This is a genomic window from Pseudooceanicola sediminis (genome assembly GCF_003575965.1).
In the GTDB taxonomy this organism is placed as follows: Bacteria; Pseudomonadota; Alphaproteobacteria; order Rhodobacterales; family Rhodobacteraceae; genus Pseudooceanicola; species Pseudooceanicola sediminis.
Genome location: NZ_QWJJ01000009.1, coordinates 35,643 through 52,361 on the forward strand (window position 1 = coordinate 35,643; position 16,719 = coordinate 52,361).

At 61.9% G+C, this 16,719-nt stretch carries 15 protein-coding genes and 1 tRNA gene; 8 read left to right on the forward strand and 8 right to left on the reverse strand.

Features of this window, described 5'->3' with window-relative positions; genetic code table 11:
* Positions 1 to 66: 66 nt before the first annotated feature.
* Entirely contained in the window at positions 67 to 1,152 is a 1,086-nt protein-coding gene (locus DL237_RS11345; protein WP_119399190.1) for a TRAP transporter substrate-binding protein, read from the reverse strand.
* Positions 1,153 to 1,686: 534 nt separating this feature from the next.
* Between DL237_RS11345 and DL237_RS11350 the strand changes: the two genes are divergently transcribed.
* On the forward strand, positions 1,687 to 1,893 hold the full coding sequence (locus DL237_RS11350) for a cold-shock protein (protein ID WP_119399191.1): 207 nt from the start codon (positions 1,687 to 1,689) through the stop codon (positions 1,891 to 1,893).
* 154 nt (positions 1,894 to 2,047) lie between these two features.
* On the opposite strand, the gene DL237_RS11355 is transcribed toward DL237_RS11350, so the two are convergent.
* The gene (locus DL237_RS11355; protein ID WP_119399192.1) at positions 2,048 to 3,505 is read right to left on the reverse strand and encodes an NAD-dependent succinate-semialdehyde dehydrogenase; all 1,458 of its coding nucleotides are present in this window, start codon (positions 3,503 to 3,505) and stop codon (positions 2,048 to 2,050) included.
* A gap of 202 nt (positions 3,506 to 3,707) precedes the next feature.
* Here DL237_RS11355 and DL237_RS11360 point away from each other — a divergent pair, with 202 nt between their 5' ends.
* Entirely contained in the window at positions 3,708 to 4,646 is a 939-nt protein-coding gene (locus tag DL237_RS11360; RefSeq protein WP_119399193.1) for an MYG1 family protein, read from the forward strand.
* A gap of 49 nt (positions 4,647 to 4,695) precedes the next feature.
* On the opposite strand, the gene DL237_RS11365 is transcribed toward DL237_RS11360, so the two are convergent.
* The 5 genes from DL237_RS11365 to DL237_RS11385 are packed head-to-tail and all read right to left on the reverse strand — an operon-like array spanning position 4,696 to position 9,571.
* Positions 4,696 to 6,156: an aldo/keto reductase gene (locus DL237_RS11365; RefSeq protein WP_119399194.1), complete on the reverse strand. Its 1,461-nt coding sequence runs from the start codon at positions 6,154 to 6,156 to the stop codon at positions 4,696 to 4,698.
* Positions 6,149 to 7,141 (reverse strand): branched-chain amino acid ABC transporter permease, encoded by a 993-nt coding sequence (locus DL237_RS11370; RefSeq protein WP_233544963.1) that lies wholly within the window; start codon positions 7,139 to 7,141, stop codon positions 6,149 to 6,151. The genes DL237_RS11365 and DL237_RS11370 overlap by 8 nt, the downstream gene beginning before the upstream one ends.
* Positions 7,141 to 8,052 carry a branched-chain amino acid ABC transporter permease gene (locus tag DL237_RS11375; protein ID WP_119399196.1) on the reverse strand — a complete coding sequence of 304 codons (912 nt, stop codon included), beginning with the start codon at positions 8,050 to 8,052 and terminating at the stop codon, positions 7,141 to 7,143. The genes DL237_RS11370 and DL237_RS11375 overlap by 1 nt, the downstream gene beginning before the upstream one ends.
* On the reverse strand, positions 8,049 to 8,729 hold the full coding sequence (locus DL237_RS11380; protein ID WP_233544964.1) for an ABC transporter ATP-binding protein: 681 nt from the start codon (positions 8,727 to 8,729) through the stop codon (positions 8,049 to 8,051). Before DL237_RS11380 ends, DL237_RS11375 begins: the two co-directional genes overlap by 4 nt.
* Positions 8,730 to 8,779: 50 nt before the next feature.
* Entirely contained in the window at positions 8,780 to 9,571 is a 792-nt protein-coding gene (locus DL237_RS11385; RefSeq protein ID WP_233544965.1) for an ABC transporter ATP-binding protein, read from the reverse strand.
* Positions 9,572 to 9,717: 146 nt separating this feature from the next.
* Here DL237_RS11385 and DL237_RS11390 point away from each other — a divergent pair, with 146 nt between their 5' ends.
* From DL237_RS11390 to DL237_RS11410, 6 genes are all read left to right on the forward strand, one after another.
* Entirely contained in the window at positions 9,718 to 10,476 is a 759-nt protein-coding gene (locus tag DL237_RS11390) for a GntR family transcriptional regulator (RefSeq protein WP_119399198.1), read from the forward strand.
* Entirely contained in the window at positions 10,469 to 10,810 is a 342-nt protein-coding gene (locus tag DL237_RS11395) for a TIGR04076 family protein (protein WP_119399199.1), read from the forward strand. The genes DL237_RS11390 and DL237_RS11395 overlap by 8 nt, the downstream gene beginning before the upstream one ends.
* Positions 10,807 to 11,874: an aldo/keto reductase gene (locus DL237_RS11400; RefSeq protein ID WP_119399200.1), complete on the forward strand. Its 1,068-nt coding sequence runs from the start codon at positions 10,807 to 10,809 to the stop codon at positions 11,872 to 11,874. The genes DL237_RS11395 and DL237_RS11400 overlap by 4 nt, the downstream gene beginning before the upstream one ends.
* 85 nt (positions 11,875 to 11,959) lie before the next feature.
* On the forward strand, positions 11,960 to 13,213 hold the full coding sequence (locus DL237_RS11405) for an ABC transporter substrate-binding protein (protein ID WP_119399201.1): 1,254 nt from the start codon (positions 11,960 to 11,962) through the stop codon (positions 13,211 to 13,213).
* A gap of 236 nt (positions 13,214 to 13,449) precedes the next feature.
* Positions 13,450 to 13,728: a hypothetical protein gene (locus tag DL237_RS20480; RefSeq protein ID WP_147405342.1), complete on the forward strand. Its 279-nt coding sequence runs from the start codon at positions 13,450 to 13,452 to the stop codon at positions 13,726 to 13,728.
* Positions 13,729 to 14,241: 513 nt separating this feature from the next.
* Positions 14,242 to 14,318: transfer RNA gene (locus tag DL237_RS11410), tRNA-Arg, on the forward strand.
* Positions 14,319 to 14,467: 149 nt separating this feature from the next.
* On the opposite strand, the gene DL237_RS11415 is transcribed toward DL237_RS11410, so the two are convergent.
* Positions 14,468 to 16,336, reverse strand: coding sequence for a TniQ family protein (locus tag DL237_RS11415; protein ID WP_158585627.1), 1,869 nt, complete (start codon positions 16,334 to 16,336; stop codon positions 14,468 to 14,470).
* Positions 16,337 to 16,719 lie beyond the last annotated feature (383 nt).

Below are 16,719 nucleotides of genomic sequence, written 5' to 3' on the forward strand. Positions count from 1 at the left end.
CACCCCCTGAAACAAGAAAAGCCCGGACGTGATGTCCGGGCTTTTGCATGTGAGGGGTCTGGAAAATCAGATCTCGAAGTATGTTTCGCGCGCGGTAACGTAGGCACCATCGGTCGTCTTGGAACGCGTCCGCACGATGCGGAACGCATCGATAAAGCTCTCGGCGGTTTTCTTGACCAGCGGATCGTCGGATTCACGCAGCGAGGTCATGATTTCGGCAGCTGCGGTTGCGCCGGTCTTCAGGATCTCTTCGGGGAACTGGCGGATGTTGACGCCGTGATCGTTGACAAGAGTTTGCAAGGCGCGCGGATCGTTGGCATAGAAATCCGACGCGACCTGGTCATATTCCGCCTGGCTGACATCGCGGATGATTGCCTGAAGGTCGTCTGGCAGCGCCTGGTATTTCTTCTTGTCTACGACAAGCTCGGTCGCCAGGCCCGGCTCGACGAAGCTGGGGAAATAGTAGTTCTTGCAGACCTGGTAAAATCCAAGCGCGAGGTCGTTGTACGGGCCCACGAATTCGGCCGCATCCAAGGTCCCTGATTGCAACGCCTGGAAAATTTCGCCAGCGGCCATGTTGGTGACCGTTGCGCCCAGTTTTTCCCAAACGCGACCACCCAGGCCGGGTGTACGGAAGCGCAGACCCTTGACCGAGTCGACGCCGGTCAGTTCGTTCTTGAACCAGCCGCCAGCCTGCGTGCCGGTGTCGCCGGACAAAAAGCCCTGAACGCCGAACTGATCATAGATCTCGTCCCAGATTTCCTGACCGCCCATGTAGCGCATCCAGGCCGTCAGCTCGCGCGAGGTCATGCCATAGGGCACGCCAGTGAAGAACGACAGCGCCGGAGACTTGTTCTGCCAGTAATAGGCGGCACCGTGGCTCATCTCGGCGGTACCGTCGATCACGGCGTCCAAGCTTTGCAGCGGCGGAACCAGTTCGCCAGCCGAATAGACCTGAACGGTCAACCGACCGCCGCTGGCAGCCGTGATACGATCCGCAAGGCGCTGCGCACCGACGCCCAGCCCCGGGAAATTCTTCGGCCAGGTAGTAACCATACGCCAGGTAATGTTGCCCTGCGCCACAGCGGGCGCTGCAAGCATGGCAGCACCAGCGCCGACGGCACTTGTACGTATGAAGGAACGACGATCCATTGAGTAACCTCCTCATTCAATGCAGTTAGTGCATCGCTGTTAACACCTCTCTTGTGCGCAAAAAAGTCCATTCGTTTCGGCTTCGTGTTGCCCCACATGCGCGGGCCCCGACGGCAGTGCACGACAAGCTACGACGCGGCGCGGCCAGCGGCGCATACTCCGCGCGACTCGGGCGAATTCAGCACCATACGCGCGCGGCGCGGGCGTGGCTTTCAGGCCCAAAGTGTCAGAACACACGGGCCGCCGTTGCAGCGAGACGCCCCGTCACAACACGCAGGCGTCAAGGATTTTTCATTTTATATCAGTGGATTATTCTGTTTCGGTACGCCAAAGAGCAGATGCCTCGATACTGTTTGTGCTCTGGCTCCGAAACTTTCCTTGTATTGAAGCGGAACGACCTGTATTCAGTGCGTGCTGCCTTTTTCTATTTCGAACCTCTGCTCCGCTCATACGGCTCTCAGTTGATCGATCCAGACTGATAACGCCGAACTGCCGCACACCGCGGGCAGAATTTGATAATAGGAGACCACGGATATGGCTACTGGCACCGTGAAATGGTTCAACACTACTAAAGGCTTCGGCTTTATCGCACCCGAGACCGGCGGCAAGGACGTTTTCGTCCACATCTCCGCCGTTGAGCGTTCGGGCCTGAGCGGCCTGGCCGACGACCAGAAAGTGACGTTCGACGTCGAAGCTGGCCGTGACGGCCGTGAGTCCGCCATCAACCTGGCACTCGCATAAGTTTCGGATGCGAGGCGGACTGCGGTTCGCCTCGCATCTTCCCTTTCAGCTCAGGCTGAAAGGGACTTCCAACCACCGAAGTGGTTGATGTTTCTCTCCCCACCCCAAAAATGATGATGAAGTATGGCCGCCCGAAGGCGACCAACGTGACGGCCTAGTGCCAGTCGCGGCAAAGGTATTTCATTTCCATGAACTCCTCCATCCCGCGACGCGCACCTTCGCGCCCTAGTCCGGACTGTTTCATCCCGCCAAATGGAATCGGCGCGCCCGTGACCTTCGTACGGTTGACCGCGACCATCCCAAAGCTCAACGAGCGGGAGACCCGGTAGATCCGGCGGGGATTCAAGCTGTGGACGTAGGCGACAAGCCCGTATTCCGAGGCATTCGCGCGCGCCACGACCTCATCTTCGGTTTCGAAGGGCGTCAGGGCCGCCACCGGGCCGAAGGTCTCTTCCTGCATGATCATCGCGTCATCGGGGACATCCGTCAGCACAGTCGGCGCATAGAACAGCGGTCCGTCGGGCAGGCGTGTGCCACCGCAGGCAAGTTTTGCGCCCTTGTCCAGCGCGTCACTGACGTGCTCTTCCTGTTTGGCGACGGCGCGTTCGTTCATCAGTGGGCCGATGTCGGGGTCATCAAGACCACGGCCAACGCTAAGCGCCTTGGTCATTTGGGTAAAGCGTTCGCAGAAAGCATCATAGATCTCGCGCTCGACGTAAATCCTGTTGGCACCGAGGCAATCCTGACCGGACGTGGCGAACTTGGCCTTCATGGTTTCCTGAACCGCGTGATCCAGATCAGCATCCTTGAAGACGATCACCGGCGCGTGTCCCCCCAGCTCAAGCACCAGCCGTTTCACCGTGTCAGCGGACTGACGGTACAGCAACCGTCCAACTTCGGTCGATCCGGTAAAGGACAAGGCGCGCACGCGGGCATCCGTCGTCCAGGGTTCGACAATCGTGGGCGCGATGCCGGTCACCACGTTGAAAACACCGGCGGGCAGGCCAGCGCGTTCGCCCAGTTCGGCCAGGGCGAGCGCGGAATAAGGCGTTTCGGCAGAGGGATGCGCCACCACCGTACATCCCGCTGCGATCGCCGCTGCGGCCTTGCGCGTCAACATCGCGGCGGGAAAATTCCATGGCGTGATCAGCGCGACGACACCGACCGGTTCCAACCACAACTCAACCTCGGCATCCGGCAGATGCGAGGTGACCCCTTCGACATTCGGGCGCTTGGCCTCCTCGGCGTAGAATTCGACAAAGGACGCGGCATAGTCGATTTCACCGCGTGCCTCGGACAGTGGCTTGCCCTGCTCCAGCACCATGATCCGGGCCAGATCTTCCTTTGCTTCCATGATCAGGTCGAACCAGCGACGCAGGATCGCGCTGCGGTCTTGTGGCAGGGTGCGCGACCAACTGGCAAAAGCGGTATCGGCGTGCCCCACGGCCTCGGCGGATTGACTGGCGGACAGACAGGCAATCTGGCCGATGGACGCCCCTGTTGCCGGGTCGGTCACGGCAAGGCTGTCGCCGGCATCGCCAGTCACCCAGGCGCCGTTCACGTAGGAGGCGTCGCGCATGAGCAGCTTGTCGGAAATCTCGAAGTCGAACATTTGATGGTCTCCTTTCCACGACAGTGTCGCACGGTTGCGTCCGAATTGGAAATTTGCTGCCCCTCGTCCGATTGCATCACCGCCCGCCTTGGGTGCGTCACGTTCAGCTAAACCGGCGCGCTGCGGTTGATCTTTGGGGGCGAAGCCCTCTATCTGCGACCGAACCGGCGAGACGTCCGCCCGAAACCGAAGGCATAAGCGCATGAGCACTGAATTTCTTGTTACCCACAACGGCGGCTTCCACGCGGATGAACTGTTGTCCAGCGTCGTGCTAACGCGGCTGTTTCCCGACGCGAAGATTGTGCGCAGCCGGGCGCCGGAATGGATCACCGCAGGGCCGGATCGCGTGATCTACGACGTCGGCGGCCACTACGATGCCGACGCGCGGATTTTCGATCACCACCAGCGAAACGCGCCGAAACGGGACGATGACCAACCTTTCAGTTCATTCGGTCTGATATGGAAACACTTTGGCCATGACTACCTTCGCGCGTCGGGCGTTCCGGACGCGCACGTCGAAACCGTACATGCCTCTTTTGATCGCGGTTTCGTGCTGCCCATCGACCTTGTCGACAACGGAGCACTCAGCCCCTCGGTCGCCGGGCCCCTTTCCGGAATGACCCTGCCCGGCCTGCTCGAAACGCTGAAGCCCGTCTTTGACGACACCGACCCCGGGGCGGAGGACCGCGCCTTTCACGGCGCGCTGGCCATTGCGCGCAGCTTTGTTGAGGCGCGGATTGCACGCAGCGCCGCGAAACTGCGCGCCGAAGGACTGGCGCAACAGGCCATCGCGGCCGCAGGAGAAGGACGCATCCTTGAGCTACCGATGGGCATGCCCTTCCGTCCTGCCGTGATAAAGGCGGGCGCGGATCACCTGCTGTTCGTCGTCACGCCGCGTGGCAAGGACTGGACGCTTGGCGGCATCCGCCTGAACGACGAAGGGTTTGAGCTGCGCGCCGATCTGCCGCGTGCCTGGGCCGGCCTGACCGGCGAGGATCTGGAGCGCGTGTCTGGAGTCGAGGGGGCAACTTTCTGCCACAACGGCTGTTTCATCGCTGCTGCCAAAAGTCGTGACGCGGCGCTGGCGATGGCGAACCTCGCCGTGGAGGAGCACCTGCGCAACCTGCCCGAGGCCGTCTGACCCGTCCCTGGCCGCCGCGCGGGATCTACCGCGCGGCGGCCGCAAAACGTCAGTCGAGCTCGGCTTCCGCCTCGATCTCGACCAGGTAGTCGCCCGCCAGGCGCGAGATTTCCAGCAGAGTGTTGGCCGGTCGGATCTCACCAAAATAGCGCCCATGGATGGCGGACACCGCCATCGTGTCGTCGATATCTGCAAGGTAGATCCGTGTGCGGATGACATCCTCGGCCCGCCCGCCAAGGGCCGTGATGGCGGCCAGGATCTTGTCCAGCACGTAGGTCGTCTGCCCGGCAGCATCGCCACGGGCAACGATGTGGTCCTGGCCATGTGTCGCCGTTGTCCCGCTGACAAGGATGCGCTTGCCCTTGCGCACGGCACGGCTGTACCCGGCAAGGGGTTCCCACTTGCTGCCAGAGGATACGCGCAGGCGGTCAGGCCGTTCGGGCATTGGCTGCGGCTCATGCACGGGTGGGATCCGGTCCAGGTGATCCGACAGATCCCCCGTCGCGGTCAGGAAAGGCGGCTTTCGGTACTCGTCTCCGCAATCGCCGGGAATCGGCTGTGTCCCGGCAAAGGCGGCATTCAGATCAGCATGATCCTGATCGGTCAGACCAAAGTTGAAAACGTTGAGATTGTCACCCCGATGCTCGCTCTCGGTAATGCGTGCGCCGATAATCGTTGCGGCAACCGCGTCATGTTCCAGCACCCAGCGGCTAGCGACGTTCGACAACGACACGCCGTGGCGTTTCGCGATTGCGTCCGCAGCCCGCAGGATTCCCTGAAACACCTCCCACCCGCCGATCGTGTCGATGAACCGCTTGTATTTTGAGCGGCTCCAGTCCGCGATCTCTTCGGGTTCCGGCTGGCCCAGCCAGCGTGATGACAGGAAGCCCCCACACAGCGTGCCATAGGCCAGCAGCTTGACCCCCCGGCGCGCGCAAACTTCGCTCAGCAGGCCCGCGGCGCGGCGATCCACCAGAGAAAAGCTGACCTGGTTCGACACGATGCGAACCCCCTCGGATAGCGCCAGATCGAGGTGCGCCGCGTCGAAGTTCGTGACGCCGATCGCGCCGATCAACCCTTCCTGACGCAGTTTCTCGATCTCGGTCAGCGCGTCCAGCCATCGCGGGTCCTCAAAGCTCCACCAGTGAAATTGCAGCAGGTCGATACGGTCGGTACGAAGCCGGGTCAGGCGATCCTGAATGCCGGCGCGCACGACCTCTGGCGTCATCGGGCCGGGTTCGGGGCACCACTTGGTAAAGGCGCGGATCGGGCTGTGGGCGCCTGCCCGGCTGGTCAACTCGCCTGTTATCACTTCGGCACTGCCATAGTGGTCGGCCATGTCGAAGGTGTCGAAACCAGCGTCGACATAGGCTTGCAATCTGTTCGCGGCATCCACGGGGTCGAGCGTCTTGCCGCCCCGCTCCAGGTCCGCGACCTGCCAGAGGCCACAGACCAGGCGGCTGATGTTCAGACCTTCGGTGAGGTCGATGCGGTCGGGAACGTCAGGCATTATCAGATCTTTCTTTCGCGGAAACAGAGGGGCGGGCATCCCGCAGGAGGTGGCGCGAGACGACGCGCACCTCTCCCAGAATGCCACGCGGGCGGACCAGCAACACGACGCAGAGCGCGACACCGATCAGAACAATTTGCAGCGCGGCTGCGCGGGCCTGCTGGTCAGCGGGAAATACGGCCGACACCACGCTGCCCGATATCGCCCAGATACCCCAGACCAGTACCGCGCCCAGAATCGCGCCGCGCATGTTGCCCGAGCCGCCGACGATCAGCATGGCCCAGACCTGAAATGTCAGGATGGGCAAATAGTTGTCGGGAGCGATGAAGCCGATGAAATGCGCCTGTGCTGCGCCACCCAGGCCCATGACGAAGCCGCCGATGGCAAAAGCCTCCAACCGGTAGCGCACGGGGTTCTTGCCGAGGCCCCGCGCCGCCGTCTCATCCTCGCGGATCGCGCGCAGGACGCGACCCCAGGGTGAGCGGACGAGACGTTCGAGCACGATGTAGACCACCAGCACAAGCACCGCTAGCACGGCAAAGTTCGCGAGGCCGAAAGCCAGCGCATCGCCGGCGAGACCTCCAAAGGGGCGCGGGATAAAGCCGATACCAAACGGGCCGCCGGTCAGCGGCACGAGGTTCAGCATGCACAGCTGGATCACCACCGCCGCGCCAAACGTCGCAATGGCAAGGTAATCCGAGCGGAGCCGCAACGTCAGCGCGCCGAGAAGGAATGTCACGAATGCAGACGCCAGACCACCGCCCAGCCAGCCGACCACAATCGGCAGATCGAAGCCACCGAACCGGTCGGCCGTTGCCGGCGTCGTCAGGATGGCCGAGGTATAAGCCCCCACGGCGACGAACCCGGCCACGCCGACGTTGAACAACCCGGTTTGGCCCCACTGGACGTTCAGCCCAAGGCAGATGACCGCGTAAGTCAATGCGATGGTGAGGAAAAAAGCCCCGTAGGCAACGAGATCGAGCATCAACGGACCCTCCCGAACAGCCCTTGCGGGCGCAACAGCAAGACCGCCACAAGGATGACAAAGGACACCGCCGCGCGCCACTCGGCCCCGATGACCTGCACGGTCATCGCTTCGGCCAGGCCAACGATCAGACCGGCCAGCATCGCCCCCGGAACCGAGCCTATTCCGCCGAGGATCGCGGCCGCGAACAGTGGCAGCAGCAGATCATGGCCCATCTGCGGACGGATCTGTACCAGCAGGCCGGACATGATCCCGGCAAGACAGGCCAGAACGGCCCCCAGAATCCACACGGTACGGATCACCGCGCGCACGTCGACGCCGGTAATCGCGGACAGGTGCGGGTTCTCGGCCACTGCGCGCATGGACCGGCCTGCGGCACTGCGCGTCAACATCAGGTGCACGGCGACGACGGCGACAGCGGCCAGTGCCAGCACCAGGAGTTGATCCGGCGTTGCGCGCATTCCGTCTATGATCGGCTTGGAGATCTGAAGCGCGCGCGTGTAATATCCTGGCTGCGAAGTATATAGAAACTCAAGAAGATTTCGCAGGGCGAGGGCGGCACCAAAGCTTGCCATGACAAGGATGATGACAGCCGAACCGCGTGCCCGCAGGCGCCCGAACAATGCCCGGTCGACCACGAGCGCCAGCAGCGCGGTCAGGGCCATGGCGAGGATTCCCGCGAGCGGCAGCGACCAACCGAATGAGAACGGACCGACGGGAACGGTCAACTGCGGCACGGCGAACCCGATCACGCCAGAGGCCGTCATGGCAAGGTAGGCACCCCAACTCAGCAGCTCACCATGGGCGAAATTGGCAAAGCGCAAAATAGCATAGGTCAGGGTGATCCCGATCGCTCCGAGGCCGATCATCGACCCGGCGATGAGACCATCCATGAGGGCTTGGGGGGTCATGCCAGCTCCTTCGGTGTGCCGCCGAGGTACAGCTGGCTGACAACAGGATCGCCGAGGAGTTGCTCGGCGGGGGCGTCATGGGCGATACGCCCCTCGACAAGGATGACGCCCCGGGTGGCGATTTGCAGGCCGGCCTTGACGTTTTGTTCAACGAGAACAGTGGTTACACCTGCCGCGTTGATCCGTCGAAGTTGCGCGAAAACCTCTGTCACGACCTTGGGGGACAGGCCGGCGGAGGGTTCATCGAGGATCAGGACCGAGGGTTCGATGATCAGCGCACGGGCGACGGCGAGCATCTGGCGTTGGCCGCCTGACAAGGCCCCTGCCCGCGCGCCCGGACGGCTGCCAAGATCAGGGAACATGTCGAGCAGCGCGTCGATCCGGGCCGCCCGTCGGGGACGGTCCAACACCTGCGCGGCCAGTTGCAGGTTTTCGCGTATCGTCATGGTTGCAAAGATGTTTTCCGTCTGCGGAACAAAGGCCAGGCCATGCGCAAGCTTGCGATGGGGCGGCACCTCGGTGATGTCATTGCCCTTCAGCGTGACCCGGCCCGAGTGCACGGGAACCAACCCGGCGATGGTCTTGACCAGTGTCGATTTCCCGGCGCCATTCGGGCCGAGAAGCACAACGAATTCCCCGTCGGAAACCGTCAGATCAACGCCATTTATGATAGGCATATCAGGCTCATAGCCGGAAATAAGCGCTTGGGTACTCAGGACGGCACTGCTCACGTGGCATCCCCCAGGTAGGCCTGGATCACGCGGGCATCGCGGATCACGTCCGAGGGCGCGCCCTGCGCCAGTTCGCGTCCCGCGGCCATCACGAAAACGCGCGAACACATGCGTGCCACCATATCCATGTTGTGCTCGATGAGCAGGATCGCCTTTCCTTGGCCATTAAGCGCTTGGATTCGCTCCATTATCACTTCCAACAGAGAGGGGTTCACCCCGGCGGCGGGTTCATCCAGCAGCAAGACAGACGGGTCAGCCATCAGCAGGCGGGCCAGTTCGAGCAGCTTGCGCTGGCCGCCGGACAGGACGCGGGCGGGTTCACCCTCGAGCCGAGACAGCAGAAGGAAATCAAGCAAATACCGAGCCTTTTCAACGCTTTGACGTTCCTCACGGGCGACGCGGCCGGGCGAGAACCACGTGTGGAACACCTGCTCTCCCGCTTGGTCGCGCGCGCCGGTCAGCACATTTTCCAGCACCGTCATTTCCGCAAACGGGCGCGGGATCTGAAAGGTGCGGCCCAGCCCGCGCCCCAGGCGCTGTTCTGGACGGTCCCGTGTAACATCTTGGCCGTTCAGGATAATATGACCAGATGTCGGCAAGAGTGACCCCGCCAACATGTTGAACATCGTGGTCTTGCCAGCCCCGTTCGGACCGATCAGGCCCAGCATTTCACCGGGCGCGAGAGCCAGGGAAATGCCATCAACAGCCTTGAGCCCCTGGAACTGCATTTGCAGCGCGCGGGCCTCAAGAACCGGATCGGGCCGGGATTCAGGCTCAGTTTCGATCACGTTTTTTCCCTGCTGTGCAACGTCGGTATCTTGACGGTATCCGGGCGGTTTTCGTCCCCGTTCCGATTTATATCTTTGATCAAAGATTATTGACAGAAAAAATAAATTCAACCACTATTTGAGGACCAGCACCAACGGAGGGCTGAATGGCCGACCGGCAGATCCCGACAGACCCCCCTGCCATCAAACCGGCAGCGGTGGCCGGCCTGACAAAGGTCGCCCGCGAATCCCTGCAAGAGCGCGTCTATCAGGAGCTGCGCCGGTCGCTGTTCCATGGCGTCTTTGAGGCAGGCCAGGTGATGCGGATGCAATCGCTGGCCGATACGCTGGATGTCTCGTTGATGCCAGTCCGGGAGGCGCTGGCGCGGCTGGTGTCGGAACAGGCGCTTGAGGTGTTGCCGTCGCGCTCCGTGCGGGTGCCGCTGATCACGCAGGAACGGCTGGACGACCTTGCCCACGCCCGCTGCCTGATCGAGGGCGAGCTGGTGCGGATGGCAGTGCCCCATCTTTCGCAAACCGACATCACGGGGCTGCGCGACCTGACCGAGCGATGCGAGGCGGCCTTCGCCACCCTTGGGCCGGACCAGGCGGTGCAGACCTCGATGCTGAACCACGATTTCCACTATGCCATCTACGGCGCTGCGCGCTCAGCCGTTCTGCTGCCGGTGGCGCATAGCCTTTGGTTGCAATCGGGGCCCTACGTGCGTGCCGCGGCGACGATCTATGGCCGCTCGCCCGGGCTGACGGCGGTGCATCATCACTGGTCCCTGGTCGAGGCGCTGGATCGGCGCGATGCGGCGGCGGCGGTTGACGCGCTGCACCAGGACATTACGCAATCCTTCAATCTGATCCGGGCGGACCTGTTGCAGGCGGCAGAACCAAAGGGAGTGGCAAGCCATGGCTGATCGGGACGAAGCGTTCGACCTGTTCGATCTGCGCATCGAGGTGGTCGCGCCCGACGGTGGTGCGATCCATTGCGGTGCAGAGGTGGGCGACTATTTCGAGCTGCGCGGCGAGATGCTGCACCTGCCGCCCGGGCAGGGATTTTCGATCTATTCGCTGGCGGCGCTGCTGCCGCTGCTGCCCGCCAAGCAACGCCCGACCCACCCGAACGACTGGATGAGCACCGACGCCGAGGTCGCCTGCCCCGATCCGCATTGCACGACCCGGTTCCGCATCACGCGCACGGGCAAACGCACTTTCCTGCACTCTCAGACAACGGCAGTACCCCTTTCATGACAGACCTACCCAGACCCGACCGATTTTCCCTGGCACCGGGATATGAGATTTCCCGTGTGCTGCGCGGCAACTGGCAGCTTGCCGGGGGCCATGGCGCAGTGGACCGGGCCGAGGCGGTCGAGGACATGATCGCCTTTGCCGATGCCGGGATCACGACATTTGACTGTGCCGACATCTATACCGGCGTCGAGGAGCTGATCGGCCAGTTCCGCGCCCAGTACCTGAACCGGCGCGGGGCCGAGGCGCTGGCCGAGGTGCGTGTGCATACCAAATGCGTGCCCGACCTGGCCAAGCTGGCGACGCTGACGCGTGACCAGCTACAGGAAACCATCGACCGTTCCCGCGCGCGGCTGGGGGTCGAACGCCTGGACCTGGTGCAGTTCCACTGGTGGGATTACAGCGCCGGCGACTGGTTGCAGGCCGCCCGCTGGTTGGAGGAATTCCGCATCGAGGGGCGCATCCAGTTCGTCAGCGGCACCAATTTCGACACCGATCATGTCGCGGCCATGCTGGCGGCAGGCGTGCCGATCCGCACGATGCAGGTGCAATATTCCCTGCTGGATCGTCGCCCGGAAAAACGGATGGCCGATCTGGCCGCCGAGGCAGGTGTCAACTTTCTCTGCTATGGCACCGTCGCGGGGGGGTTCCTGTCGGACCGCTGGCTGGGCGTCGCGGATCCGGGCGCCGAGATGGAGAACCGGTCGCTGATCAAGTACAAGCTGATCATCGACGATCTGGGCGGCTGGGATCTGTTCCAGGCGCTGCTGGGCACGTTGCGCGGGATTGCCGATGCCCACGGCAGCGATATCGCCACGGTCGCCAGTGCCGCGATGTTGAGCCGCCCGCAGGTGGCCGGGGTGATCGTGGGGGCGCGCAACCGCGCACACCTGGCGTCGAACCTTGCGATCAGCGCGCTGCGGCTGAGTGACCGGGACCTGGCGCAAATCGACGCCGTGCTGGCACAGGGGCACACGCTGGAGGGTGACGTCTATACCCTGGAACGCGACCGAACCGGGCGGCACGGCGCCATCATGAAATACAATCTGAACAAGGAAGAGGCCTGAGGCCCTTTCCTCCCCCCCTGCCCCAGGGGCCACAAGAACGACCAAAAAACACTGCCGGAACAGGCAGATCAACAGGAGAGACACGATGAAGAAACTGCTTTTGAGTACAGCGCTGCTGGCCGCCACGACAGGACTGGCGGCAGCGCAGGATTGCGACGTGACCATCGGCCTGGTGCTGGAGCTGACGGGCCCTGCGGGGGCCTATGGCCAGGCCGGGGCGAAGGCGATCGAGATGGCGTTCAACGACATCAACACCGCCGGGGGCATCGACGGCTGTGACATCAAGGCCGACATCCGCGACAGCCAGAGCCAGGGCACGGTGGCCGTGGATCAGGCGACGCAGCTGGTCAATATCGCCAAGGTGCCGGTGGTGATCGGGGGTATCATCTCCTCCGTTTCGATCCCGATGCTGACGTCGGTGACGGCCCCGGCGAAGGTGGTACAGGTGTCGCCCGCCTCGTCCTCTCCGACGCTGACTGCGCTTGGCGAGGACGGCAAGACCGGCGGATATTTCTTCCGCACCATCACCTCGGACGCGCTGCAAGGCACGGCTGCGGCGAAATACGCCATGGATCAGGGCCTGACCAAGCTGGCCATCATCAACGTCAACAACGACTTTGGCCTGAACATGATGCGCGAGTTCACCAAGTCCTACGAGGCCCTCGGCGGCGAAATCACCTCGACAACTCCGTACAACGAAAAGCAGTCGAGCTATGCCTCGGAGGCGACAGTGGCGCTGAAGGGTGACCCGGACGCGCTGTACCTGATCAGCTATCCGGTGGACGGCGCGACGATCGCGCGGGCGTGGATTTCCAGCGGCGGGCCGCAGAAGTTCCTGCTGAACGACGGGATGAACGCGCAGGAATTCATCCAGGCGGTCGGCCCGCAGTACCTTGAGGACGCCTATGGCACGTCTTCGGGCACCACGGAAACAGCCTCGACCGAATATTTCTATAGCGGTTTCAAAGAGTTCTCGGGCGGGATCGCGCCGGACGCGCCTGCGGCAGACCGTTCCTACGACGCGGGGGCCATCGTGGCGCTTGCGGCGGCCGAGGCCGGATCGCAGGAGCCAGAGGCAATCCGCGACGCGATCCATGCGGTCGTGGCCGAGGGCGGTGAGCCGATCTATGCCGGGCCGGACGAGTTCAAGAAGGCGCTGGACCTGATCAAGGCGGGCAAGCCCATCAAGTACGAAGGCGTCATCGGCCCGGTCACCTTTGACCAGTACGGCGATATCACCGGGCCGTTCCGCCTGTGGGAAATCAACGACGGCGAGGTCGAGACCGTTGGCCAGATGAGCGCCGCCGAAGTGTCGGCCATCAAGGCCGAGGTCGAATAAACCCGCCCCCCCCGACAAGACCAAAGGATGGCGCCCTGCGAAAACCGCAGCGGCGTCATCTGCCGTTCGCCGCACAGGACAGACCGGAATTTCGCACCGGGTCGGGTCAAAGGTCGGGGCGGAGGTCGGGCCGCGGGTGCGGTGCGTCGGTATTTCCCGTCACGACCCGCGCAACCCATTGAAATCCCATAATTCGTACGTCGGTATCCTGACGGTATCTAGGCGGTAAGTGAACGGTGAAATTTTTCACCTTGCGGCGCGGCGGGCAACAACGCCGGATGACCGGCGGCACCTGCACGTTGCAACCACCCGGCCGCATGGTTTTAGAGGGCTTCTTTGGTAGCCTGCTTAGCGACCTTTTTTCGGCCTTCTGCCCCGAATGCGAAAAAATCCGCCAACAGCGGCCTGCCAAACATTGCAGATTCCAGATATATCGAGAACAATTGGCTGCGCCTACAACCGACAATGGAAAGGACATTTCGCCAATCGCCCGCTTGGCGGGTTTGCCCATGTAAATAATGTGCAGATTGCAATCTGTTCCTGTCGCGGCAGCATGAAAACCACGCGGCTTCCCAAATTTTCATGCATTTTACGATGATTTCAGGCGGCAAACGACGCATAATTGATCATGTGTTTCATCCGCGCAGATAACAGAGGCATAACCGCTCACGTTTCGAGTTCATAAAAGTCTTATATTGCGCGACCGAACACTTACCCGCTAGTGAACGCGGGTGGAACCCGCCGAAGAAGCGAGTCGACAGGACTAAAATTAGCCGCTCATCTAGGGGACTTTAGCTGGGTATGACACTTAGAATATTTACCTGCAGTGATTGCGGGCACAAAATGCGTTTTCTGGGGGACTTCTGCGGAAAATGCTACGCTCGCAAAGGAAAATTTCAAAAACCCTCCCTTTGGATCTCTGTGTTTTCACTCGTACTCATTTTCCTCGTAATCGCAGTGATCAAGGCCATCTGACGGAAAGGACGCACTTGCCAAACCGGGGCGTATCGCTGAAAAGCGGCACATGCGGCCCCGTAGCTCAACTGGATAGAGCAGCCGACTTCTAATCGGCAGGTTGAGGGTTCGAGTCCTTCCGGGGTCGCCACGCAGACACAGGTGCAAATGCACCATAAGCTTGCACGATTTGGCGTTTTTCATGCGCACCCCCTGTCAAGAGACTGGGGGTGCCGTGTCGAAGGTTTCTTCTAGAACACTGGGATAGAACGGTATTTCAGCATAACCCATGGTTAGCGGTCACTTTCCTTCCTGAGATTTCAGGAGTGCCACAACCGCCTCAACAGCGTTGCGAAGATAGACCGGTCCGACATCCAGGCCATTCGGTCGGAACGGCTGGACCCGCTCGCGCTGCAGAACGGCCCGAATCGTGTTCAAATGCGCACCGGTTTCGGCCGACAGCATCGATGGTGTCGTGTAGCTGGCCTCAAACGCAGCGATGTCGTCGCGGCCCATGCGCCTTTCCCGACGCCTGGTCGTGGGATTCAAAACCAACATCGCAGGCGTGTGACCACCTTCGATCAGAGCCAGGAATTGACCTTTCCCCCGAATGCCCGCCGACCGAGCGAAGGCCGCTCCGGTCATCTCTCCCTGGTTGGTCGATGGCTTGCGCTTCGGCCCGACCTTCGCCTTGAACGCAGCAACTTCAGTGATTTCCACCACAAGCCCGTGGTAACCGAAAACATCAGGACGCTGACCAAGGCGCAGAGACCCCGTCCGGATGGCCGCAATGATCTCGCCAACAGGGAGGTCCAGACGCTTGTGAACGAGTTGGATCGTCTCCCACCCTGGCTCCTCTGGAGCCACCGGCTGCGCGTAGGCCTCCAACTCCTCAAGAAGAGCTTGGCCATCCGCAATCCGCCAAGGCGATTTGATCGTTGCAACTTTGGTCCTCTGGACGAGGACACCGTCTGCCTTCAACCCGTTCAATTCGGCCAAGGTTGCGCCGATTGCCCGTCGCAGCGCAATGGGACCAACCAGCGTCGGGATTTCATCAAGGACGTGCTGCCAGGCCTTCGCATCAAAGGTCTTGCGTGCATCGGCACGCGCGTCACCGGGCGCAAACGCGCCTGCTTCTGTCAAGAAATCATCCAGGACAGCCGGGCCGATGCCGGTTTCCTTGGATGCAGACGTGAGGGAGTGGAGGCGCCGCTCTGTCACGGCCTGCCCGAGAAGGTCATCACCTGGCGCCAAGGGCCAGATCTCCAGAAGATAGTCACGAAGGATCCCTCGAAACCCCGCAAAGGCATCGTCATCAAGATAGATGCCCTTGAGATGTTTGAAGAGCGGACCCAATTCGCCCTGCGTCACGATGTGGCCGCCGTCCGGTGACCGCATGAGGATGTCCAGAGCCGCTCGGGCCCCATCAGGGCCTTGCGAGACATAGGCAAAGCCCATGGCCTTGGCGCGCCGATCTTCCGGGGCCTCGCCCTGTTTGCGCAGCAAGGCTGCACCGATGAACTCGCAGAGCGTGATCGCCGGAAACACCGGCTGTGAGGCCAGCCATGTGTCGTCCTCAGCGATACCCTGCGATAAACGCTTGTCAAGCCAAAGGTCATAGTCGGTAGGATCACTGCGCGCGCAGTCGAATGATCCTGCTCGCAGGCCTGGCAGGATTTCCGCCAATCTCGCTCCAATATCATCCCGTTCGATGGGGCGCGCGCTGGACCACAAGGGAACCAGCGGATGGTGGTGCTGGTGGCAGATATCAACACCTCTGCAAAGCCAGTCGCCTCGCAAGGCAATGTGCCGCAATGGATGGGGCTGATCAGCTGCCTGCTCACGCACGCAGTGTGGACAGCCCCGAATGACCGGGTTTCGTAGGGCCCGCGAGACAAAGACTTCCTTCCGAAATCGCATCCGGACGTCTCCGATGCGTTCACCTGTCCAGGAGAGCATTTCGGCGAGCTGCGTGGCCGACAGCCCTGCGCGTTCTGCAAAAATCGCGACAGCCTCTTCGTCCTGCTCCAGGATACGCCGAAAGGTGGTACCGAGATCGAGGGCGAAGTTGGCAGCGTCGGTTCCATTCAGGATTGCCATGCGCGAAAACAGCGACGGGAGCGTCTCGCGGTCAACGGGCTCCACTGCAAGGGCGAGTTTCCGCAGCAAGTACACCTCCTGTGTGATCAAACGCCTCACGTGTTGCGATACGCCGCTCCATAGCCGTTTCGGGATCGGAAGCGAAGTCGCCATTCGCTGCAAGCGCAGATGGAAACATGTGCCATGCGGGGCCTGATAGGCATGCTACCGACGTGAACGGCCCAATCCGGACCTGCACCGGAAGGGTCAACGCTGCGGTGCGGCTACCACTCAACAGTCATTCAGGATATCATGCGGCATGGCTGGGTAGGCCGAAGTCGGCGGTGGGGGCCGTCGCCGAGTTTGCACCAATGTCCTCTTTCCTGTTTGTGGCTTCGATCGGCTTTGTTGCGCAAATTCCGTGAGGGATTCATCTCGTGAAACCAGCATGGTAGCTCGGGTGCATGAGCAGA